This window comes from Bacillus fungorum (assembly GCF_002746455.1).
GTDB classification, from domain to species: Bacteria; Bacillota; Bacilli; order Bacillales; family Bacillaceae_G; genus Bacillus_A; species Bacillus_A fungorum.
The window spans coordinates 41,388-62,985 of record NZ_NWUW01000008.1 but is presented as its reverse complement, the minus strand read 5'-3'; the positions used below and the strand labels follow the sequence as shown (position 1 = coordinate 62,985).

The window sequence follows — 21,598 nt, the reverse complement described above, 5'->3', positions numbered from 1 at the left end:
TCTTGAATTTTTATTTCTTAATTAGCGGAGATGCTTCACCACTATGGAAAATCCATAAATCATGAAGTGACCTTGTACATCCGACATACAGTAACTTCGCATCATGTTTCGTATTTTTATAATGTTCTGCATCAACATCAATCAGTAGAACAGCATCAAATTCTAGCCCTTTCGCCAAGTATACAGGTACTACTGAAATACCGCCTTCATATTTACTTTGATCTGCTTCAATGACGTTTACAGCCAATCCTGCATTTGTTAATTTCTCATATATATCGCGGCATTCACCGTCTGTTCTTCCGATTACCGCAATTGTTTTCACATCTTCATTTTGTAGATGCTGTAAAGTCTTCATAATTTCAGTGAATTGATCTTCTGTTTGAATCACTTTCACTTCTTCCCCGCTACGGAAAACTGGCGTTGCAAGCCCAACTGGAATCTCTGCATTTTTAATTATTTCGTTCGCAAATTCTATAATTTCTTTTGTAGAGCGATAACTTCTCGTCAGTTCATAATAACCTGTTTCTTGGAATACTTCCTTAAAAGCACTCCAATCTTCAATCCCTTGATAATCATAAATTGCTTGAGATAAATCACCTAATATAGTGAAAGAATTACCTAGTGTAATTTCTTTTAATACATAAACTTGAAATGGCGAGAAATCTTGCGCTTCATCAATAACGACGTGATGGAATTTCTGTCCGATTTCAATACCTGTTATTCGGTGATGTATGTAAATTAAAGCTGGTAAATCTTCTACATACACTTCTTTTTTACGACAACTCTTTTCAGTTTCTTTCACAAGTTCTTCAGGCAATACTTCAAGTATTTCTTTACTTTTCAATATTGAACTATATAGTGAAAGTGAGCTCATTTTCGGCCAAAACTTCATATAAGTGTTCAATCTCTTTGTCGCTTCTTTTTTTAATAATTTCTTCTCGTTTGTTTCTCCATACTTTTTCAGTTCAATTTCAATCCAGCGCTTCATTCGGCCGACTAGACGTTCTCTTCTTTTCTTTAATGGATAATGTTTATACTCCACTTGCATCCATTTTTTAATATCTTCTAACGGAATAACTGCCTTATCCCATGCTTCAAAATCTTTTGTTGGCACTAACTCATTTTCAAATTGTATCATTCTCTCTTCAATAAATGCCTTAAATTCTAGCGTACCTTTCAATTTACCGAGCATAACCTTTTCTTCATCACGATTAATAGAAAATGCTTCTTTCAACTTTTCTTCTGTCTGCTTCAGTTTCACCGAATCATCTAACGTACGTAATGCCCAATCTGGAAATGTTGTTTGACTAATATTCCCTACACCTAATTCAGGAAGTACACTCGAAATATAGTCTAAAAACAGACTATTCGGAGCGAAAACAATCATTCTCTCAGCTTCTAATTGCTCACGATATTCATAAATTAAAAAAGCAAGACGATGTAAAGCGATCGTTGTTTTTCCGCTTCCCGCAACCCCTTGAATAAGTAATGGTAAGTTTCTTTCCGCACGAATAATATCATTTTGCTCCGATTGTATCGTCGAAACAATATCCTTTAGTTTATTATCTTTATTCTCACCTAATCGATATAGAAGAAAATCATCGGCATGCGAGACATCTTCATTTCCTTTTACATATGTATCAACAACACGTTCTAGTTCTCTTTTTCGAATGGAGATGTTTCGCTTTAAATAAACATCACCCTCTACTAATCCGTCTGGCGATTGATAAAACGCTAATTCATCACCACCCGTAAATGAATAAAACATACTTGCGACAGATGCCCGCCAATCAATTACAATTGGTTTCATCGTATCTTTATCTGAAACACCTACTTTACCGATATAAATAGGCATAATGTCTTCCTTGCCATCCTCCTGAAAATCTAATCTTCCAAAGTACGGCTCTTGTACACCAATACGTAAGTTTTGTCTATTAGACTCCCTCATACTTTCAAGAATTTGCTCTTTAAAATCATCGCCATAATAAACTGGAATTTTTTCAAGCTGTTCTAATTGATCATCCATCGTACGTAATGTATCTTTCATTTTTTGTAACTCTTCTTCAAAAATGCTGTTCATTTGATGATTCCCTCCTGTCCGTTCTAATTTTTCAGTCGAAATATAATTGTATTAAAAATCCATTTATAAAGTCAAGGATTTAATTTTTTTTTCTGAAAAAACTTACTTTTCACCTTTCTAATATTAAAATTCAAATGATATTTTTACATGATAAGAATATATAACATCTAAATTATACAACTACACATATAATTAAGTGATTCATTCAATAGATACGATTAAAAGAACTTTACACTATCTAACTTTGTTTCCCGTACATACACTCCAACTGCTTTTCTAGTTGTCTATTATTTCATTTGTAAATTAACCAAGGTTACAAAATTCAAAAACAAAAGTAAAGGAGTCTATTAAAAATGACTACCACCAAAAGAAAGCCTCTAAAGTTACACTTACTTATTTTTGTGTTAATTGTGTTGGCAAGTGGTTGGATTGGGGTATTTCTAGATTCTTTCCTAACGGATCAGCCTGACGGAAACTCTTTAGGTATGGGATTATGGCTAATATTACCCTTTCTCGCAAGTATTTTACTTAGAATTATTGGTCGAGATTGGAATGATTTTGGGATCAAACTAAATTTGAAGGCAAACTTTAAATGGTATTTCGTTGCATTACTAATTTATCCATTCGTTATATTAATAACGATAAGCATAGCACTTATTTTTGGAGTAGCTAACATAACCAGTTTTGAAATGCCCTCATTATTTTCACTCATATTCATGTCTACTATTGGTAACTTTATTAAAAATATTTTTGAAGAGTTTTCTTGGCGCGGTTATTTAACTCCAAAGCTGATTGAACTAAAGTTAAACGATTGGTTTATTTATATTATTTCTGGTTTAGTTTGGGCTCTTTGGCATGCCGCTTATTATTTAGTCTTTTTACCAAATGAATATTTTGAATCTATTTCAAGGTTAAATATGCTTTTATTAGGCTGTATACTTATGGTTTCTTGGTCTATTATGTATGTTGAAATATATAGACTTACAAAGTCATTATGGCCATGCGTAATCATGCATGCAATTGAAGACGCCGTTCCTACTGTTTTAGTTACAATAACAGGGATTATTACACTTACCAACAGCAGTGATTTTTGGTTAAACCCTATTAGCGGAGTCGTTGCTACTGTTTTATTTCTTGGAATTGGGATCATACTGAGATCCATAAGAATAAAAAAAGAACGACAATGAACACGAAAAACAGTCAATTATTCACACTATAATAGCAAAAAAAGAGTAAGGAGTTAATCCTTACTCTTTTTTACTTTTATACGATATGATAAACATTCATTTAATGATACTTGTTCTTTATATTTTCTCTCTTCAAAGTCATACGCTCCTCCTGGGAAAATCCCAACTATACTGAAACGAGCCTCTGCACATAAATTACTAATCTCATCTATAGTATAGCAACGTAAAGATTGTGTCACAATATCATTTGAAGAATCCGTTTCCCACCAATGGTCCAGCATTCTTGCATTTTCACTATCATATTCATACTTTCGCATTGCAGAGCCAATCGGCATTTCTTGTCCATTTGCTTTTTCCCAATATAAAGGTTGATAAATATCAATAAGTGCACACCCATCATCTTTCAACCAATTATGGATGCGTTTTAATAAAAATAATTGTTCTTCATCCGTTCCTACACCAAATCCGTCCAAATAAGTAACGACATCAAACTTTTCTTCAACGTTAATTTTATAAAAATCAGCGCAATGAATATCTATATCACTAGTAGAATGTTCTTTTGCAAACATAACTAACTCTGGTACAAGCTCAACCGTAGTCATTTTCACTTGTAACCTAGACATCGCTCTTGCAAAACCGCCATTTCCTGCTCCTAATTCTAACATCGACTGAAATGGATATCCAATTTGTTCTTTAACTTCTTTAGCAACCTGCTCTAACCAGCTTTCTGTATTTATATCGTAATTCGACAGTTCAAATTGTTTTTGGTAAAATTCCTTCACATTTAATTCGTTCATTATTATTCTCCTCCTGCAAAAGATTTTTCTACTACAGGCGAGAAATTAAATTTCTGACACCCATGAAAAAACCCCCTTTTATTCCCCTATATTTACAATTTATCAAAATAATAAGAAATTTAAAAGTCTAAATATAAAAAATAGATAATGGATTATTCCACTATCTACTCTTTAGTTACTCTTATTTTTCTTTTTGATACTCCACCCAATCTCCAGAATCAATCACTTTCAATATCATCTTTTTATCTTGAGCAATATATACATATGCCTCTATTTCCCTATCAGCAGCATATACTGTTTGCTTGATTCGATAATATAAATCAGTCTCCGCATTCCCTGTATATTCTTCTAGTTCATCTAACTTACGCAATATCTCATCATTTACTTCATAAACTTCACCATAGACCTTTTCTTCATTTGAATAAATCATCGCCGGATAGCCTTCGTTTGTATCAAATAATTTGCCATACGTCCACGCTCCGTCTGCGATGCATATTGCACCTTGCATAAAATGAGCATTCGTTTGCTCTTTTCTTAACGTGCCATACACAAAAACGTGATGCATAAATCCCTATCCCCTTTACATGTCACTACTTTCTAATTTGTAAATAAGCACGAATCATAAAGTAACTCACTTCATTCGGAAGTTGTTCCTTTATAGATTTCAAACCACCATCAGCATTTTTCACAGCAGTTTCAATCAGTTGTTCATATTCTGCAGGAACAAAACTGTTCCAGTCTACTTCCATGCCATCTTCAAAACAACGAATTAAATGATTTTCAATCGTTTGTCTTGATAATCCACGTTCTTTCGCAATTTCATCTAGATCAATGCCTTGTTTATACATTTCATACGTTTCTAAATGAGAATTTGCTGAAGCTTTCCCTGACTTTTTCCGCTCTGTAACCACTTCTGTTTTAACTGTTTCAGCATAGTTTGGGTTTTCCTCAATAAAGTGCTGAACTGCTTGTAAGAAGTGAGAACCATACTTCACAAGTTTATGTTCACCAATCCCTTTCACAGTTAAAAGTTCAGAGTCACTTTGCGGCATTTTTGCGCACATATCTTTCAACGTTTGGTCAGAGAAAATAACGAATGGAGGTACACCTTCTCCTTGCGCGATTTCTTTACGTACTTCACGAAGTACTTCAAATAAAGGATGATCTTGAACTATTTGTCTTGTCTCTACTCGTTCTTTGCGTAAAACATTCTCTTTTCCTAGTAACACTTCTTTCCCTTTTTCCGTTACTTTTAATGTTGGATACGTACCATGTTCAACTGCAATTAACTCATCTGAAATGAGAAACTCAATAAATTCACTGACTTCTTTTACACTACGATTTGATAAAAGTCCGTATGTTGGCAAAGTATGAAAATTAAATTCAATGACTTTCTTATTTTTAGATCCAGTTAGTACTTGTGCAATCATTTGTTTTCCGAATCGTTGGTTCGTCCTAATCATACAAGATAGAACCATTTGTGATTCTCTCGTCACATCGATACTTTCTCGGTCATCAGTACAATTACCGCAGCGGCCACAATCTTCTTTAGGTTCTTCTCCAAAGTATTGCAAAATAAATGATTGTAAACATTGTTCTGTATGACAGTAGTCCGTCATATTTTGCAGTTTTTCAAGTTCATTTGAAAAACGAGATTCTCCGGTCGATTGATCAATTAAAAAGCGCTGTACTTGCACGTCTTGAGAAGAATATAGCAATATACATGCACTATCTAATCCGTCACGGCCAGCACGTCCTGCTTCTTGGTAATAACTTTCCATATTTTTTGGCAGTTGATAATGGATAACGTAACGAATATTCGATTTATCAATCCCCATACCGAATGCAGATGTCGCTACCATTACACTCACTTCATCACGTAAAAAGAGTTCTTGCTGCTCATTTCGATCGTTATCACTCATACCAGCATGGTATTTTGATACAGATACTCCCGCTTTCATTAAATCCTCATACAATTGATCAACTACTTTTCTAGTAGCTGCATATATAATCCCAGATTCTTTTTGATTTTGACGAATATAATCCGCTAAATATGCATTACGATCTTGTCCTTTAATAACAGAAAATGATAAGTTTTCGCGCTCAAACGTTGTCATAATCGTATTTTCTTGATTAATTCCAAGCGTGTTGCAAATATCTTCACGAACTTGTGGTGTTGCCGTCGCAGTTAATGCTAATACGAGCGGCTTTTCTGGAAGATAATCTAATATGCGATGTATATGTAAATAACTCGGACGGAAATCATGTCCCCACTGCGAAATACAGTGTGCTTCATCAATTGCAATCATCGGGATTTTCATATCGATAAGTTGATCAACAAACTCCATTGAATCAAGACGCTCAGGCGCCACATAAAGTAACTTATAATGTCCTTGTTTCGCTAATTGAATTCGTTGATTCGCTTCTGCAATAGAAATAGAACTATTAATATAAGTAGCTGAAATACCGTTTTGTACTAATGTATCTACTTGGTCTTTCATAAGTGATATTAAAGGCGATATAACTAACGTCGTTCCTTCGAATACTAATGCGGGAATTTGATAACAAATTGACTTACCACCGCCCGTTGGCATAATACAGACTGTATCCTTCCCGTCTAATACATTTTTAATTGTTTCATCTTGTCCCCTTCGGAATGACGAATAACCGAAATAAGACGCTAAAAGTTCTTGTGCTTTTGTAAACAAAAAAGAGTCACCTGCTTTTCTTTATCTTTCATCTACTCCTATTATATCATCACTTAAGCGTCATGAAAGTGATGAATACATGACTAACAGCTTGCTTTTTCATTTTTTTATACTTCTTTACGTGTTAGAGGTTGATTAACAACTATGTTTTAGTTGCTTTTTTTAAATATAAATACAGCACATATAAAAAGAATTTCAAAATAAATATACATTTTATTACTCTTCCTTGAATACTACTAATCTTATACATGTGAATTCAGGAGGTGACTATATGAAGCATCGTAATATTAGTTCCGTCAAGCAAAAAAACGTACCGAACCAACTCCAATTCTCAAATAATGACGTGTGGAAATATGAATCATATTATAAGTACCAGCCATTATTTTCTTATAGAAAGCTTTTTCATTTTCTTTCTCAACTTTTAAAACGTTAATCCACGTGCGAAATATAGTATTCACAAAAATTTTCTCAATATAAACCTTATAGACATACTACAATACAGTCGTTATCATATGAAATATTCTGTTGGATAAACCCCTTAAGTTGACCTGCTTATATAAGCAGGTCTTTTCTAATCATTATATATTTCATAACACTTTTAGATGTAATTATAAATTTTATCACCATTTTATAACCATAATCCACTCACTACAAATGGTGATAATCACAAAAGGTAAAATATAGATTCTTAACATTTAACTATCTAATTCTTTTTTCTCAATACACAAAACGAAATTCACTTGTTACTATAAAAGTACTCCAGATGAGTTTTTGCTCATCGACATTATCTAGTTAAAGGGATCTGCCGCGGGAAGCAGATCCCTTTGACTTTATTAAAGACACACTTTCATTTGGACACATTTACCAGGTTTTTTCAAGCGAGTTTTATGATAATATTACGTAGTCGAGTCCGACATCTCGGCAATACCCTTTTGAGGCTCTGCAACTTCCCTTGCAGAGCCTCTTTTACTTTATATTCAATTTATCTATATATATCACAATGAAAAGACTTGAATTTTCCCAAATCGAATTTTAAAAATAAACGAGGACACGTAACTAAATATAAATTCCCATCATACTTTGAGTTATACATGTTCAAAGGAGTGTTACCGTTTATGTATTCTTATTGGCAATCGTATTACTCCCCGTATCATAACCCTTATGTACACTTTGATACATCTGTACGTAATTACCGAATTAGTAAAAACGAGAATTTTTTAAAAGGTTATATGCGTTCCTTATGGGAACAACATGTCGCTTGGACGAGATTAGCTATTATAAGTATTGTTTTCAATTTACCTGACGTAAACGTTACTATTGGACGGCTTCTTCAAAATGCAACACATATGGGACTGTCACTTGAACCATTCTATGGTGAGGATGCTGTAAAAAAATATAGTGCATTAATTAAAGACCACTTAGTCATTGCAGCAGATCTTGTTAAAGCCGCAAAAGCTGGTGACCAAAATGCAGCTGCCGCTATAGAGAAAAAATGGTACGCTAACGGTGATGAAATTGTTGCGTTTCTTACTAGCATCAACCCATATATAGAAAAAGAAGAATTCAGAAAAATGTTTTATGAACATTTAGCATTAACAAAAGCAGAGGCACTTGCCTTTCTAAATAAAGATTATGAAGCAGGAGTAAAATTGTACGATAAAATTGAAAAAGAAGCTTTAGAAATGGCCGACATGATAACAAATGCAATCGTAAAGCAATTCCCGCAAGTATTTCAATAACAATAAGCCGATTTGAAAACCAAATCGGCTTATTAAACTTTCTATCAATGATATTTCACCTGTCCTCTTTACATTTAACGTATATCGATATATTTTATAAATATCCGTTTTTTATAGGAGGAAACAGTTTGATTAACGCCATTGGTCTCGTATTTATACTCACAAATAAACACGAGAAAAAGAAGAAAGTTTATCTAAATGAAAAATTCGCATTAATAGACATTATTGATTCTAAGGAAGTAATTGATGATGAAGGAAACTCACTAGTAGAACTAACATGTAAATACAGTATATATTTAGATGAAAAATACTACTGTAAATCTCTTGATGATTATACTGGACAAGTATTCCCATTTTTAAGCGCTAAAATAGGAAAAGGACTTCTCAGAAACTTGAATTACTACTTTTCTTACGTTGATGCCTATGATAAAAAACCACCAGTTAAAGAAATAAGACCACTTATGAAACAAGTAACGAACAGATAGTGAAAAATACTAAAAAAAGAAAGCATCTAACTTCAGATGCTTTCTTTTTTGAATCTAGAACTCGTTAAGTTCTATCCTTCTTCTAAAAGTAAGTATTTAGGCATACTTTAAATTAAAAACATTGGAGGATTAAACTAAATGAAATACTCAGAAACGGTAGTTAGCAAACGACTTCGAACACTAAAAATATTTAGTATGTTTATCATGCTAGTTTTAATCGCATGGCTTGGATATACAAAATTACTTTACGAGAACGGATTTCTTCAAGAAAAGAAAAATTCAGTTGAAGTAATGAATACTAGTATTACAGGAGAAATAGAGCAGTTTTTTCATATCAACTTACAAGGCTATCGTAAAACGAACCTTGATACTATTATAGATGCAAGTAAAAACGATCCGAGCGAACTATCCTTAATTGAAATTATCAATACATCTTGTTCACAAGATTGCATAGGTGAACCATTGGCATATGTAAACGAAAACAATGGATATATCTTTTATAAGGAATCTAGCGGAACTAATATCGCTATAAAAATTAAAAAACGAGATACATGGGAAATTGAAAGAAAATTAATTCAAGATGGAATGTAAAAGCTTCATATACAAAAGGAGTACTTACTTTTAAGTACTCTTTCAAAAAAAATTACCACTTGCGGCATTTATCGTCATCATCGTCACGCTTACGATTGCAACGGCAATCATCACAATCACAATGACGTTTACGTTTACAACCACAATCATCACAATCTCTACGTATGCATCTTCCAAACATTAGATCATCCCAAAATCTATTACAATCCCGGAACTGTCTACAACGACAATTGTTTCCCATGAATATGACTCTCCCTTCAATAGCATTCATCATATTCTATGTTTGAAAGTATAAAAAGGCTTGTTTACTAGTCTATATTCTACGTTTTATAAAAGTTATTTTAGTACCCTTAATAATTCTTCCTTACATATTCAACGGAAATATAACATAGAAAAAAGCCCAATATTTGGGCTTTACATTCATGTATATTTTCTTTCTTCTCTCTCACAATAGTATGTAACTGCTAAGTTCACTAAAAATGCAACAAAAGAAAGGGTGCTTGTTGTTAAGAATATGTATTCTAATATTGATAAGTTATTAAAATCAATTAATAATAACACAAGACCTATACAAACAAAGCTAGATACATTACTTTTGAAAACCTTTTTCACTCTTAATCACCTCCATCTTCATACCTTAATTATACATTAGTTACCTATAATTCCTTCCCATCCCCCACAGCCCCTTTCAACCTCTGCAACATATACCCAATCCCTTTACACCCAGCTAACGGATACGTAATGATTTCTTCTGGATATAATTGTTTCACTACTTTCTTATGTTTCTTTCCTGCAAGTAAAACGATTTCATCAAACTGAAGCAAGTCCTTTTCAATCATCTGTTGTTTTAATTGTTCCATACTAATAATCTCATCACTCTTTGAATCAAACGCAAGATCATAGTTTTCTAATACAATATCATTTGGTCTTAAAAATCCATGCTTCGCCGATAAGATAACCCAATTCTCGAAAAACATAGTTGCATACGCCTGACATGCTTTTCCGAATGGGCTAATATATACATCTTTTGCCTCCATCGGCCCGTAATCTGAATACTTATCCCAAATTTTCTTCTTTCCGCATGGAATTATGCATAACCTTTTCATCTTTATTTCTTACCTCACTTCTAACTTTTTAAATATAAAAATAGAGAACTCTCTACTTCTTCATACGCAGCTTCTATATCTCCAATTCCCACTACGTTCCAACCATTATTTGTTTCTATCGGTTTTTCATTCATTATGATATGAACTTGTGTCATATTTTTAAAATCTTCTTCAAAAGATGCTAAAACAGGTTGATTTATCATATATGTTTTATTATGTATACTTACACTTAAAAAAGTTTTATGTAATGCTTTATTTCCGTTTAACTTTACATTCATTGGATTAAACGAATTTAATTTTATATCCCCTACAATATATAGATGATACCCTTCTTCATCATAAAATTGCTTAATATCCTTACCTCTTTCGTTTTGTACAAAATGAAGGATTTGCTTCGTTTCTTTACTCATTACAATTTCATTACTTAAACTCAAATCCACATTTATATTTTGTTTTAAAAAAGTATATAACGATTTACCACTATAAAAGAAGCTCTTTTTCCATTCGGGGAGGATTTCATCTAATATTAAACATAAAAGCATTCCTGAACTATAGCAGCTCTTCCTAATGTTATAATTAGCTTCATATGCATCTAAAATAAGTCCGCTATATTTTCGTAATGTTTCGCTTTCATCCTTTTTGCATACTGAATTGTATGCATTCATTTCAACATACCAAGCAGGCCCCTCTATGCTTTCAACCATACATTCATATGTTATAAACTCTTCTTTCATAAAACTAGCTCTATGCTCTCTTAGTTCAATAAATCGCTTAATATAATTAATTCTCTCAGCTTGTGACTTACAATGAACAGCATCATATAAACAAATTCGTTCTTTATTTCGCAATTCTATGTTTTCTTCTATTATAGGATATTGAAATCCTATAGATTCATTTGGAAATCTACTTTCTTTATTCAAATATTGATAGCAATGAAAAAGTTCATGCACTAAAACCGCAAATAAACATTCATAATCTTTATATCTATTCATATTAACGATGGCAGTCGGATAACCTTTGAATAGGATAAATGTATCAGCTTTGAATTGTTCATCCCACTTTAAAATGGTGTACTCATTATCATCTTTCAAAAATAATGGATGATAAAATACATACACATGCTTATCATCATATAATTCAAATGCAGTCCTATTAAAATCAGGCCATAGCGTATTCAATAATTCTATACTTACATCTTCCTTTATTCGATTTAGTATATTATTCATTATATATAACACCCCTATATCATTCTACATACACCTATTCTATTCCACTTTAAAACAACCCTTTTAATTATATGACTATTGAAAAAATATATCTCTTGTCTCAAACTACAATGTATTATACAGATATACATGTAATAAAAATATGAAAAGGAGGTGAACATATGAAAAATATAATCCCTGCACTAGTACTCTATATTATTGTTTGCATAATCGCTATGATTGCTCCATCATCTCAAGGCTATAATCATGTTGGCTGGAAGTTGTTTGTTGGGCAAGTGTATGCTATACCTATTTTTCTCATTACAGCTATTATTACATTTTATATAAACAAGAAAAAATCTACGAACAAACAGTTATAAGGATAGCAAATGCTATCCTTATTTTAATTCGTTTAGCAGATCCAAAATAACCATTGCAGTACTTTCTATCCTTTCTTCTGAAAAGTCAAACGAGACACCGGTCTTTTCATATATTTCTTGTATAGGTAGGTTCCAATCTGCACTCGCTCCCTCTTTAAAGAAAGCAATTGCTTTTTCTGGATTCTCTCGATACATTTGAAACAATTGCATTGCTCCTATTTGTGCAATTGCGTATTCAATTTTATAAAAGGGAAGCTGAACATAGTGAAATGACTCTATCCAGCTTGCACCGATTTCATCCTCTAACCCTGTAATGTTGACTGTTGAATATTGATACCTTTTGCATAGTTCAACATATTTTTTATCACGCTCTTCAGATGTATGGTTTGGATTTGTATAGATCCAATGCTGGAATACATCTCCTGCAACTGATGATAGTAATAAAGACAAAGTACGATATAATTGTACTCGCTGCACTTCTTTATATTCATCTTCTTGCTTGTAAAAGATATTAAGCTTATCCATTACTAGTAACTCAAGGCTGAGAGAATACAGCTCAGCCACCTCTTCACGAAGATACCTTTCCTGCATGCTACTTTCATTATTAAATTGTTTATAAAAATGAAATGCATGCCCCAATTCGTGTATCAGTGCATTAATTGCATAAAAAGATGGACTGAAATTAGAATACACAAAAACCCCTTTACTATGAGGCAAGGTAAAACAAGCAGCTCCTGGCGCTTTATTTTCACGTTCTTCTACGTCAATGCATCCAGCTTTCCTTATATGAATAAATTTCTCATAAAAATATAAATCTGTCTTTCGAAATATTTCTTCCACACCATTTAATAAATCAATCACATTTTGGAATGGGACTTTTGGTAAATTACATGGAGAAAGATCCCAAGGGCGATACGTTTTTACACCGAGATTCTTTTTAGAAATACTTCCTAACTGTTTCCAAATTGGTACAACATACTTTTCTATAGATTCATGGAGCTTATAGCAATCTTCAATACTGTAATCTCTGTTTTTTTGTTTAAAAGCATATTCACTATAATTATTAAACCCTGCATTTAAAGCTATCTCATTCCGTAATCGTATAAGTTCATACATAATACGATCCACTTCTGGTTTCACTATACTCCTTGCTTCGCATAAAGCATACCAAGCCTTTTCGCGAATAGCTCTATTGGGGTTATCTAACTTTGCTTTTACGTATGCATACGTCTTTTGCTCGCCTTTCCAATTAATCGATATGTTAGACATTATTGCTCTATACTTCGCAATAAGCTCTTGCTCTTTAACGGAAAGAATAATGTTCTTTTCATTAAACATTTTACTCTTCAACAATCTTGCTTTTTTCATAAAACTGTATTTCTTCTCATCTAATAAGCCGGAAAACGGAGACTCTCTAAATTTCTGGTCAAATTTTGCATTGTATCTTTTTAAAAGTGGTTGAATTGTATTTTGATTATACATATGTAAATCACGCATATTTCTGTTATCTGTATCTCTATACGTGGCGATTAAACTACTTGTTATCTTCTCTTCTATTTCAGCGTTTACACGCAATTCATCGAAAAGCCAATTTTCTAATTCTAAAACAGAAGTAATATTTCGCTCTAAAAGTGACTGTAATTTACTCTCCAAATCATTAAACATACACAACTCTCCTTTTAAAATTCTAATTTTCTGTTTTTTAGAGAAAGAAAAAGACAAGTAGCCAATCTGACTACTTGTCTTTTTGTTAAATCATAATCAATAATATTAAGCTTGGAATGCTTCTGTTAATACTGGTACGATTTGTTTTTTACGAGATACAACACCTTTTAACGTAGCAGTGTTGTTTTCTAGAGATACGTTGTATGCTTTCTCAACAACGTTTGCTGCTTTACCGATTGCAAGACCGACAGAATCGTTAGTTAAGATATCAGTTACAACGAATAAGAATAGGTCTAAACCTTTTTCTTCTACTACTGCAGAGATAACTTTTTCAAGTTCCGCTTGATGTACAAGAACGTCGTTTGTATCAACAGCGTTTACTTGTGCGATTTCAACTTTCGCATTACCCATTTGGAATTCTTTAGCGTCAAGAGAGATTAATTGCTCCATTGTTTTTCCGCTTAAGTCAGCACCAGCTTTTAACATTTCTAAGCCGTAGCTATCAGCATCTACACCAGCGATTTCCGCTAATTCACGAGCTGCCGCTACGTCTTGCTCTGTGCAAGTTGGAGATTTGAATAGTAAAGAATCTGAAATGATTGCAGATAACATTAAACCTGCAACTTCTTTACGAATTGTAACGCCGTTTTCTTTGTACATTTTGTTTAAGATTGTAGCTGTACAACCAACTGGCTCACAACGGTAGTATATAGGATCGCTTGTTTCAAAGTTAGCAATACGGTGATGGTCAATAACTTCTAACACACGAACAGATTCGATATCGTTAGCACTTTGTTGACGCTCGTTATGATCAACTAAAATAACGTTGTCCACTTCGCTTGCAACTGTCTCAACAAAACGCGGTCCTTCTACTTTAAAATAATCTAACGCAAATTGAGTTTCACCGCTGATTTCGCCTAAACGTACAGGCTCAGCATTCATTCCTAATTCTTTTTTCAATTCTGCATAAGCAATTGCAGAACAAATTGCATCTGTATCTGGGTTTTTATGCCCGAAAACTAGTACTTTTTCCATGTTTTCCACCTCTTCATGAAAAGGATATCTTAAAGAAGCAAATATGACAATATTTAAAGCATAATTTTTTATAAATAATTGCACTTTCTTCTATATTTTTCATCGTTTTGCGTAAAAAAGATCATCTAAAATGAATTAGATGATCAAAATGTATATTTCATTTAAAACAATGTAGGAACTTGCACTACATGATTTAGCGCGAAATTTGATACTAAACCAGTATTTACAAGGTTCACATCTATAACTTGATAAAACGCATTCCCAGTGTCTGCAATTTCCCAAACAGCTAAAATAAGGTGATATCCATTTCTATCTGTAGGTACATTTGCTTCATGTGTCACGGAAGTTCCTGGTCTAGCTCCTCCATCATTTTTCACATAAAACGGTACTAAATCTAAATCAGATCGTGATAATGGTTTATTTGGATTCCAATCTTTTTTTGTAATGTAGTATTTCCATTCTTTCGTACTATGAGGTGCGGTTAGTTTCCACTTGAATGTATTCGTCCCGCCGTTTAACGTAACTTTCTTCCACCTATCAACTGTTTGAACGTCTAAAGCAGGAAAATGGCCAGCTCCTGCGATTTGTCCATCAGAAGGTCCTAATTGCGGGAATCCACCTATTCCTTCTACACTTTGCGGCTCATATTGAATCGGACCGCAATTTACATTCACCCCTTGCTTACATAAATAAGAACGGCTTGCTGGTGATTCTACATATCCGTGAGCTGAAGCTTTTTCTGAAAAACCGAAAGTTAACAATCCCGTAAGTAATATGCCACCACTTAATATGACTTTCTTCACCTTCTGTAAACCTTTCGTTTTCATCCCGTCATCCCCTTTCCCATAATAAAGCGAAAACAACTATAGTTGCCTAGTCATCTTCTCTACATCCATTATAAGTCGAGGAACATTACTAAAAGAACCCTCTAAAAACTTTCTCAAATTCATTTATTTCATGTACTAAATGAATTTATTATTTTAAGCATGATAACCTTTTAATCACAACTTATATAACTTATATAACTTTATAATAAATAACTGTGGCATCTAAATTACCATTTGGAGATATTGCGTAATCTGGTATTTTTCCAGCTTCTTGATAGTCTAATGATTTATACAATCTATTAGAAGGATCTCCTTCTCTCGTATCTAACACTAAAAGAGACCTGTTTTCTTGCTTTGCTCGTTCCTCTACTTTTTGCATAAGTAAACGTCCAATGCCATTACGTCTAAAGTTTGGATGAGTCATTAACTTGCAAATTTCGGCCCTATGGATCCCATTAGGCTTTGTAACTAAATGTAATTGAATACTCCCTGCCACTTCATTATTTATTTTAGCGACATACAAGATCACTTCTGGTGCTAAAACGACTTCCCAATACTTCGTTGATTCTTTTTGTTCCAGTGGAGGCAAAAAACCAATTGACGCCCCATCATCTACAACCGTTTTTAATAGTTCAGAAAGCTCTTCCATATCATCTTTTATTTGCTTAATCTCTTCAATTACTAAATCTTGCATTACTAATCCCCCTTTTGTTTCATTGTACCAAGTTTTAAAGAAGGAATAACGAAATACTTAAAGGAAATATATATTTAGGTAGAACATACGCAAAAGCATTACTTGACTGGAAATCGAAAACATACTTATAAAATGTATTAAAGGTGGAGGGATTAACCATTAGCAAAATAGGATTTGACTTAATAATTCATAAGGACGACTTTGATCTTGGATATGAAGATATAGAGGCGATATCTAAGAAATGTAAATTCTCTAACTGCTCTCATACAAATGAACCACATTGCGCAATTAAAAAAGCTATTTCTGATGGAATTCTTACAGAAGAAATAATGAATAGTTATTATCGAGATAAGAATGAATTCGAATATGTATGTAAACAAAAGAACAAAACAAAAGCTATTGACTATATGAAACAATTGAAACTTTTTAGAAAATCTTAAAACTAAATAAATAGTTGTTATTTCTCATTCCCACTAAATATAAAATTCTTACTTTAATACATCACATACGAGGTAATTTTTATACTCAAATTTAATCTCACGTAAAAGAACGCTTTAAACATAAAGTTTAAAACGTTCTTTTATATTCAATGCTTCTGATTTTTCAGTTCACTTAAACACTCTTGCACTAATGTTACCGCTTGACTCATTGCAGCTCCACCAGCAAATGCTGCTGATACACCACATGCTTCCAGAATCTCTTTATCTGAACACCCTTGATCAAGACAACCTTTTGTATGATAAATGGTACAATATTCATCTTGCGTTGCTAAACTAATTCCTAATGCGATAAGTTGTTTTTCCCTTTTTGTTAAAGTGCCCTCTTGAAAACAAGCTTGCGTGAATGCATTATATGTTTCAGCAATTTCAGGAATTTGGTTTGTAAAACTACCGATACCTTCTTTATAATGATGTAGAACGTCATTTACTGAACTATGATGTTGTTCGTGTTCCATCTTATTATTACCTCCATTCAAATTATCTGTACCTATTGTAGTATGTGATGAAAAGAAGGCAATATACCTCATTAAAAAGAATGAATATTCAGTTTATTTCAACTACAATTTCAGACTATCATCTACTACTGATTGTTCTTTATAGTTTTTCCTTTCAATCTCTTTACTTCTCTCTTCCCAAAAAACTAATCCTTCAATCCCAACATTTTTAGGATTAAACACTGGATCTTTCCCTTCTTTTTTCTGCGCTTCATAATCTTTTAACACTTTTAATGCGATTTTACTTAATAGTAGAATCGCGATTAAGTTTAACCATGCCATACTACCAATTCCTAAATCCCCAAGATTCCATAAAAGCGACGCTGATTCTACACTACCTATGTAAACCATAATTAAAAATCCAATTTTTAAAACTGGTTTTAACCAGCTATATTTCAGCTCACGATCTAAATAAGTAAGTGTCGTTTCAGCGATATAATAGTAAGCGAGTAACGTTGTAAATGCGAAGAAGAAGATTGCGATTGAAATGAATAATGGACCAAACCCTGTCATAACAGTTTCAACTGCTTGTTGTGTATAAATTGGACCTGCATCAACATTCCCTATATTTTTTACGATAGCGCTTTTCCCTTCAGGTATAACATTATACATACCTGTTATTAAAATCATAAGAGCTGTCGCTGTGCATACTACAATTGTATCGATATATACAGAAAATGCTTGAACTAACCCTTGTTTTGCAGGATGGGATACTTCAGCCGCAGCGGAGCTATACGTCGCTTCTCCAACACCAGCAACATTTGAAAATACAGCACGCTTTACACCCCATGCAATTGCTACACCGACGATTCCGCCAAACATTTCATTTACACCAAAAGCACTAGAGAAAATTAAAGCGAACATACTTGGAATTTCTGTTACATTCGCAATTAATACGATACATGTAACAATTACATAACCAATTGCCATAAATGGAACAAGCATTTGAGAAACGCCCGCAATTCTCTTTACGCCGCCAAAAATGATTGCTGCTAATAATACGACTAACAATATACCAGTTATATATTTGCTAATCCCATTAGAGTTTTCGAATCCAACTGCGATACTACTAGATTGAATACCTGGTAACAAAACACCATATGAAAGTGTTACAACGACCGCTACAATGACTGCAAACCATTTCATTTTTAAGCCTTTTTCAATGAAATATGGTGTACCACCGCGATATTCATTTCCAACTTTACTTTTATACACTTGAGATAATGTTGATTCAACAAATGCACTCGCTGCCCCTAAAAGGGCCATTATCCACATCCAAAATACAGCTCCAGGACCACCAAAAGCGATAGCTGTCGCGACGCCTGCGATATTACCTATTCCAACTCTACCTGATAAGGCTAAACAAAATGCTTGAAAGGATGATATTCCCGTCTCCGAGCTCTTCCCTTCAAACAATAGTTTAATCATCTCTTTAAAATAACGAATTTGTAGAAAACGGGTTGCGATTGTAAAATACACACCCGCCCCTAATGCGAAAACAACTAAGCCAATACTCCACACTTGCCCTACTAACCACTCTACTAATTGCTCCATCTAAATCCCCCTTATCATTCTTTTAAAAACTATTTTATATATAAGAAAACGGACAACTATTATTAAGCCTTCCAGTTGTCCGCCTATCTCATTATTTCATCCCTCTATTTATTAACGTTAGACTCTCTATCACTTTATATTTACCCAAACACTTTTCACTTCTGTATAGTTATCAAGCGCATATGAACCTAACTCACGACCGATACCAGATTGTTTAAACCCACCAAATGGTGCTGCTGCATTTTCTAGGTTATAATCATTAATCCATACTGTTCCTGCTTTTAATTTATTGGCAACTTGATGTCCGGTTTTAATATTTTGTGTCCATACGCCCGCTGCAAGCCCGTATGAAGAGCGATTTGCTCTTTCAATTACTTCTTCCATCGAATCAAATGGAAGTACAACGACAACTGGACCAAAGATTTCTTCCTTAACTATCGTCATATCGTCAGTAACATCTGTGAATACTGTTGGCTGAACAAAATAACCTTTTTCAAATGCCCGTTCACCACCAGCAGCAACAGTAGCGCCTTCAACTTTTCCTTGTTCAATATAATGTAGTACACGCTCTTGTTGCTTTTTAGATACGAGTGGACCCATTTCCGTTTCCTTCTCCATACCTGCACCAAGTTTCACGTTATTCGCCATTTTTACTAGTTCATTTACGACTGTTTCGTAATGTTTTCGGTGAACGAACACGCGAGATCCAGCACTACAATTTTGACCGTGATTATACATAATACCTTGGAATGCACCGTTAATCGCTTCTTCTAAATCAGCATCTTCTAAAATGATATTTGGTGATTTACCACCAAGTTCTAACGTTACATGTTTAATCGTTTCTGCAGATTGACGCATAATATATTTTCCTGTAACTGTTGAACCTGTGAAGGCTACCTTATCAATATCATGATGGTTTACAATTGCAGCTCCCGCTTCAGGGCCGAAACCTGGCACAAAGTTTACAACACCATCTGGAAAACCTGCTTCTTTAAAAAGTTTCGCTATATATAATAACGATAAAGGCGTTTGTTCTGCTGGTTTTAATACGATCGTACAACCTGTTGCTAGTGCAGCTCCCATTTTCCAAGAAGACATAACGAGCGGAAAATTCCAAGGAATAATTTGCCCTACAACCCCAACAGGTTCATGGCGTGTGTAATTTAAGTAATCTTTTGAAATCGGAATTGTTTGCCCGATAATTTTTGTAGCCCATCCCGCATAATAGCGATAATTTTCTACAGTCGCTGCAATATCATCATCCAGTGCTACTTGATATGGCTTCCCGTTATCTAAAGCTTCTAACTGCGCCAATTCTTCTCCATGCTCTTCAATTAAGTCTGCTAATTTATAAATAAGGTGCGCTCTTTCAGCAGTAGTCATTTCTGCCCAAGGTCCTGATTCAAATGCAGATCTTGCCGCTTTTACTGCCGCATTAATATCCTCTTCTTGTGCTTCATAAACAACCGCAAGAACATCTTCTGTCGCTGGATTATATGTTTCAAACGTCTTTCCGCTAATTGAAGGAACAAATTCACCATTAATAAACATTTTAATCTCTTCGTCTAAAAACGCTTTCACTTTTGGTTTCAGCTCAATATTTGTCGTTAACATATATGCTCTCCTCCTTAATTAAACAGCCGCAAGCGCTGCAATTTTTGATAAAATCGTTTGAAGTTTTTGATCTTCTTCTTCAGTTAATCTGAGTCTCGGATAGCGAGAAGGTCCCCCAGCTTGCCCGTGCAATTCCATGGAGCGTTTCACGATTTGTACATATTTTCCAGATCCTTCAAGAAACTCACAAAGAGGTAAAATAGCGTCGTTTATTTCCCAAGCTTTTTCTAATTCACCATTTTGGAAGTGCTCATACATTTTCGTAACAAGTCCCGGTACGATATTTCCTGCTACTGAAACCCATCCCGAGGCACCAACTAAATAAGATTCCATAACTAAATCTTCAGATCCACAGAAGACTTGAAAAGCACCTTCGCCTTGTCTTACTAAATCTCTTGCTTTTCGAATATCGCCGCTTGATTCTTTAATATGTGTAACATTTTCACACTCTTTTCCAATACGTAGCATGAGCTCTGTACTCATATCAACACCAGATGTAAACGGGTTATTGTATAACATAATTGGTATATTTACAGCGTTTGAGATTTCTTTAAAGTGAAAATAAATTTCCTCTTCTTTCGGTTTACAATAGTACGAGTTAATAATTAATGCACAATCCGCTCCATGCGCTTCTGCATGTTTCGTATATTCAATCGTCTCTTTCGTCGTCTCCGCAGCAGTTCCAACAATAACTGGAATACGACCGTCAACTTCTTTTAATACTGTTTCTACCATTTTAAATCGTTCTTCTTTTGACAAACTAACAAACTCTCCTGTACTTCCATTAATAATAATTCCAGCCACCTTTTGCTCAATAAAGTAGTTTACGTTTTGTTTCACACCGTTCCAATTAATTTCTTGTAACTCATCCATCGGAGTAATTAATACTGGAAATGCCCCTTTAATTTTTTTCATATTTATCTCTCCCTTTACCATT

22 protein-coding genes and 1 pseudogene are annotated in these 21,598 nt (G+C 33.8%); 7 read left to right on the top strand and 16 right to left on the bottom strand.

Annotated features, from left to right (window positions below):
* Window positions 1-10 precede the first annotated feature (10 nt).
* Window positions 11-2,080: a HelD family protein gene (locus CO726_RS13655; protein WP_099684604.1), complete on the bottom strand. Its 2,070-nt coding sequence runs from the start codon at window positions 2,078-2,080 to the stop codon at window positions 11-13.
* Between the two features lie 353 nt (window positions 2,081-2,433).
* On the opposite strand from CO726_RS13655, the pseudogene CO726_RS13650 reads away from it, so the two are divergent.
* Window positions 2,434-3,299 (top strand): annotated as a pseudogene (locus CO726_RS13650) (CPBP family glutamic-type intramembrane protease).
* 21 nt (window positions 3,300-3,320) lie between these two features.
* On the opposite strand, the gene CO726_RS13645 reads toward CO726_RS13650, so the two are convergent.
* From CO726_RS13645 to recQ, 3 genes are all read right to left on the bottom strand, one after another.
* A complete protein-coding gene (locus CO726_RS13645) occupies window positions 3,321-4,064 on the bottom strand; it encodes a class I SAM-dependent methyltransferase (RefSeq protein ID WP_099684602.1) in 744 nt (247 codons plus the stop codon).
* Window positions 4,065-4,245: 181 nt separating this feature from the next.
* A complete protein-coding gene (locus CO726_RS13640) occupies window positions 4,246-4,629 on the bottom strand; it encodes a gamma-glutamylcyclotransferase family protein (protein WP_016087539.1) in 384 nt (127 codons plus the stop codon).
* Between the two features lie 25 nt (window positions 4,630-4,654).
* Window positions 4,655-6,772 (bottom strand): DNA helicase RecQ, encoded by a 2,118-nt coding sequence (gene recQ, locus CO726_RS13635; protein ID WP_099684601.1) that lies wholly within the window; start codon window positions 6,770-6,772, stop codon window positions 4,655-4,657.
* A gap of 271 nt (window positions 6,773-7,043) precedes the next feature.
* Between recQ and CO726_RS31785 the strand changes: the two genes are divergently transcribed.
* From CO726_RS31785 to CO726_RS13615, 4 genes are all read left to right on the top strand, one after another.
* Complete coding sequence (locus CO726_RS31785) at window positions 7,044-7,205, top strand: hypothetical protein (RefSeq protein ID WP_169513037.1); 162 nt, start codon at window positions 7,044-7,046, stop codon at window positions 7,203-7,205.
* A gap of 682 nt (window positions 7,206-7,887) precedes the next feature.
* Window positions 7,888-8,511: an acetylglutamate kinase gene (locus CO726_RS13625; RefSeq protein WP_136699620.1), complete on the top strand. Its 624-nt coding sequence runs from the start codon at window positions 7,888-7,890 to the stop codon at window positions 8,509-8,511.
* Window positions 8,512-8,639: 128 nt separating this feature from the next.
* Window positions 8,640-8,996: a hypothetical protein gene (locus CO726_RS13620; protein WP_000606238.1), complete on the top strand. Its 357-nt coding sequence runs from the start codon at window positions 8,640-8,642 to the stop codon at window positions 8,994-8,996.
* Between the two features lie 138 nt (window positions 8,997-9,134).
* On the top strand, window positions 9,135-9,587 hold the full coding sequence (locus tag CO726_RS13615) for a hypothetical protein (RefSeq protein WP_098760263.1): 453 nt from the start codon (window positions 9,135-9,137) through the stop codon (window positions 9,585-9,587).
* A gap of 52 nt (window positions 9,588-9,639) precedes the next feature.
* On the opposite strand, the gene CO726_RS13610 is transcribed toward CO726_RS13615, so the two are convergent.
* From CO726_RS13610 to CO726_RS13595, 4 genes are all read right to left on the bottom strand, one after another.
* Window positions 9,640-9,828 (bottom strand): hypothetical protein, encoded by a 189-nt coding sequence (locus tag CO726_RS13610; RefSeq protein WP_099684598.1) that lies wholly within the window; start codon window positions 9,826-9,828, stop codon window positions 9,640-9,642.
* A 179-nt stretch (window positions 9,829-10,007) separates the two neighbouring features.
* Entirely contained in the window at window positions 10,008-10,199 is a 192-nt protein-coding gene (locus CO726_RS13605) for a hypothetical protein (RefSeq protein WP_098760261.1), read from the bottom strand.
* Between the two features lie 44 nt (window positions 10,200-10,243).
* Window positions 10,244-10,693, bottom strand: a complete 450-nt coding sequence (locus CO726_RS13600; protein WP_099684597.1) for a DUF6884 domain-containing protein — start codon at window positions 10,691-10,693, stop codon at window positions 10,244-10,246.
* 20 nt (window positions 10,694-10,713) lie between these two features.
* Complete coding sequence (locus CO726_RS13595; RefSeq protein ID WP_099684596.1) at window positions 10,714-11,919, bottom strand: peptide ABC transporter permease; 1,206 nt, start codon at window positions 11,917-11,919, stop codon at window positions 10,714-10,716.
* A 161-nt stretch (window positions 11,920-12,080) separates the two neighbouring features.
* On the opposite strand from CO726_RS13595, the gene CO726_RS13590 reads away from it, so the two are divergent.
* Window positions 12,081-12,278 (top strand): DUF4017 family protein, encoded by a 198-nt coding sequence (locus CO726_RS13590; RefSeq protein ID WP_098759574.1) that lies wholly within the window; start codon window positions 12,081-12,083, stop codon window positions 12,276-12,278.
* Window positions 12,279-12,296: 18 nt separating this feature from the next.
* On the opposite strand, the gene CO726_RS13585 is transcribed toward CO726_RS13590, so the two are convergent.
* The 4 genes from CO726_RS13585 to CO726_RS13570 form a co-directional block, all read right to left on the bottom strand.
* The gene (locus tag CO726_RS13585) at window positions 12,297-13,943 is read right to left on the bottom strand and encodes a M3 family oligoendopeptidase (protein ID WP_099684595.1); all 1,647 of its coding nucleotides are present in this window, start codon (window positions 13,941-13,943) and stop codon (window positions 12,297-12,299) included.
* 105 nt (window positions 13,944-14,048) lie between these two features.
* Window positions 14,049-14,978 carry a manganese-dependent inorganic pyrophosphatase gene (ppaC, locus tag CO726_RS13580; protein ID WP_000416871.1) on the bottom strand — a complete coding sequence of 310 codons (930 nt, stop codon included), beginning with the start codon at window positions 14,976-14,978 and terminating at the stop codon, window positions 14,049-14,051.
* A 161-nt stretch (window positions 14,979-15,139) separates the two neighbouring features.
* A complete protein-coding gene (locus CO726_RS13575; protein WP_099684594.1) occupies window positions 15,140-15,805 on the bottom strand; it encodes a lytic polysaccharide monooxygenase in 666 nt (221 codons plus the stop codon).
* A 190-nt stretch (window positions 15,806-15,995) separates the two neighbouring features.
* A complete protein-coding gene (locus tag CO726_RS13570) occupies window positions 15,996-16,499 on the bottom strand; it encodes a GNAT family N-acetyltransferase (protein WP_099684593.1) in 504 nt (167 codons plus the stop codon).
* Window positions 16,500-16,642: 143 nt separating this feature from the next.
* Between CO726_RS13570 and CO726_RS13565 the strand changes: the two genes are divergently transcribed.
* Window positions 16,643-16,939 (top strand): P-loop NTPase family protein, encoded by a 297-nt coding sequence (locus CO726_RS13565; RefSeq protein ID WP_169513036.1) that lies wholly within the window; start codon window positions 16,643-16,645, stop codon window positions 16,937-16,939.
* A gap of 146 nt (window positions 16,940-17,085) precedes the next feature.
* Here CO726_RS13565 and CO726_RS13560 read toward each other — a convergent pair whose 3' ends face one another.
* The 4 genes from CO726_RS13560 to dapA all read right to left on the bottom strand — a co-directional run bounded on the left by CO726_RS13560 (window position 17,086) and on the right by dapA (window position 21,597).
* Window positions 17,086-17,526 carry a carboxymuconolactone decarboxylase gene (locus CO726_RS13560; protein WP_136699618.1) on the bottom strand — a complete coding sequence of 147 codons (441 nt, stop codon included), beginning with the start codon at window positions 17,524-17,526 and terminating at the stop codon, window positions 17,086-17,088.
* Between the two features lie 30 nt (window positions 17,527-17,556).
* Window positions 17,557-19,047: an alanine/glycine:cation symporter family protein gene (locus tag CO726_RS13555; RefSeq protein ID WP_099684592.1), complete on the bottom strand. Its 1,491-nt coding sequence runs from the start codon at window positions 19,045-19,047 to the stop codon at window positions 17,557-17,559.
* 129 nt (window positions 19,048-19,176) lie between these two features.
* A complete protein-coding gene (locus tag CO726_RS13550; RefSeq protein ID WP_099684591.1) occupies window positions 19,177-20,661 on the bottom strand; it encodes an aldehyde dehydrogenase family protein in 1,485 nt (494 codons plus the stop codon).
* An 18-nt stretch (window positions 20,662-20,679) separates the two neighbouring features.
* Window positions 20,680-21,597: a 4-hydroxy-tetrahydrodipicolinate synthase gene (dapA, locus tag CO726_RS13545; RefSeq protein ID WP_136699616.1), complete on the bottom strand. Its 918-nt coding sequence runs from the start codon at window positions 21,595-21,597 to the stop codon at window positions 20,680-20,682.
* Between the last annotated feature and the right edge of the window lies 1 nt (window position 21,598).

Excerpts from the sequence above, each read along its gene's own strand:
- CO726_RS13560 (WP_136699618.1), bottom strand. The coding sequence starts at position 17,526 with ATGAGGTATATTGCCTTCTTTTCATCACATACTACAATAGGTACAGAT.
- CO726_RS13615 (WP_098760263.1), top strand. The coding sequence starts at position 9,135 with ATGAAATACTCAGAAACGGTAGTTAGCAAACGACTTCGAACACTAAAA.
- CO726_RS13585 (WP_099684595.1), bottom strand. The coding sequence starts at position 13,943 with ATGTTTAATGATTTGGAGAGTAAATTACAGTCACTTTTAGAGCGAAAT.
- CO726_RS13575 (WP_099684594.1), bottom strand. The coding sequence starts at position 15,805 with ATGAAAACGAAAGGTTTACAGAAGGTGAAGAAAGTCATATTAAGTGGT.
- CO726_RS13550 (WP_099684591.1), bottom strand. The coding sequence starts at position 20,661 with ATGTTAACGACAAATATTGAGCTGAAACCAAAAGTGAAAGCGTTTTTA.
- CO726_RS13610 (WP_099684598.1), bottom strand. The coding sequence starts at position 9,828 with ATGGGAAACAATTGTCGTTGTAGACAGTTCCGGGATTGTAATAGATTT.
- CO726_RS13590 (WP_098759574.1), top strand. The coding sequence starts at position 12,081 with ATGAAAAATATAATCCCTGCACTAGTACTCTATATTATTGTTTGCATA.
- CO726_RS13555 (WP_099684592.1), bottom strand. The coding sequence starts at position 19,047 with ATGGAGCAATTAGTAGAGTGGTTAGTAGGGCAAGTGTGGAGTATTGGC.
- dapA (WP_136699616.1), bottom strand. The coding sequence starts at position 21,597 with ATGGTAAAGGGAGAGATAAATATGAAAAAAATTAAAGGGGCATTTCCA.
- CO726_RS13640 (WP_016087539.1), bottom strand. The coding sequence starts at position 4,629 with ATGCATCACGTTTTTGTGTATGGCACGTTAAGAAAAGAGCAAACGAAT.
- CO726_RS13645 (WP_099684602.1), bottom strand. The coding sequence starts at position 4,064 with ATGAACGAATTAAATGTGAAGGAATTTTACCAAAAACAATTTGAACTG.
- CO726_RS13600 (WP_099684597.1), bottom strand. The coding sequence starts at position 10,693 with ATGAAAAGGTTATGCATAATTCCATGCGGAAAGAAGAAAATTTGGGAT.
- CO726_RS13655 (WP_099684604.1), bottom strand. The coding sequence starts at position 2,080 with ATGAACAGCATTTTTGAAGAAGAGTTACAAAAAATGAAAGATACATTA.
- ppaC (WP_000416871.1), bottom strand. The coding sequence starts at position 14,978 with ATGGAAAAAGTACTAGTTTTCGGGCATAAAAACCCAGATACAGATGCA.
- CO726_RS13570 (WP_099684593.1), bottom strand. The coding sequence starts at position 16,499 with ATGCAAGATTTAGTAATTGAAGAGATTAAGCAAATAAAAGATGATATG.
- CO726_RS31785 (WP_169513037.1), top strand. The coding sequence starts at position 7,044 with ATGAAGCATCGTAATATTAGTTCCGTCAAGCAAAAAAACGTACCGAAC.
- CO726_RS13595 (WP_099684596.1), bottom strand. The coding sequence starts at position 11,919 with ATGAATAATATACTAAATCGAATAAAGGAAGATGTAAGTATAGAATTA.
- CO726_RS13625 (WP_136699620.1), top strand. The coding sequence starts at position 7,888 with ATGTATTCTTATTGGCAATCGTATTACTCCCCGTATCATAACCCTTAT.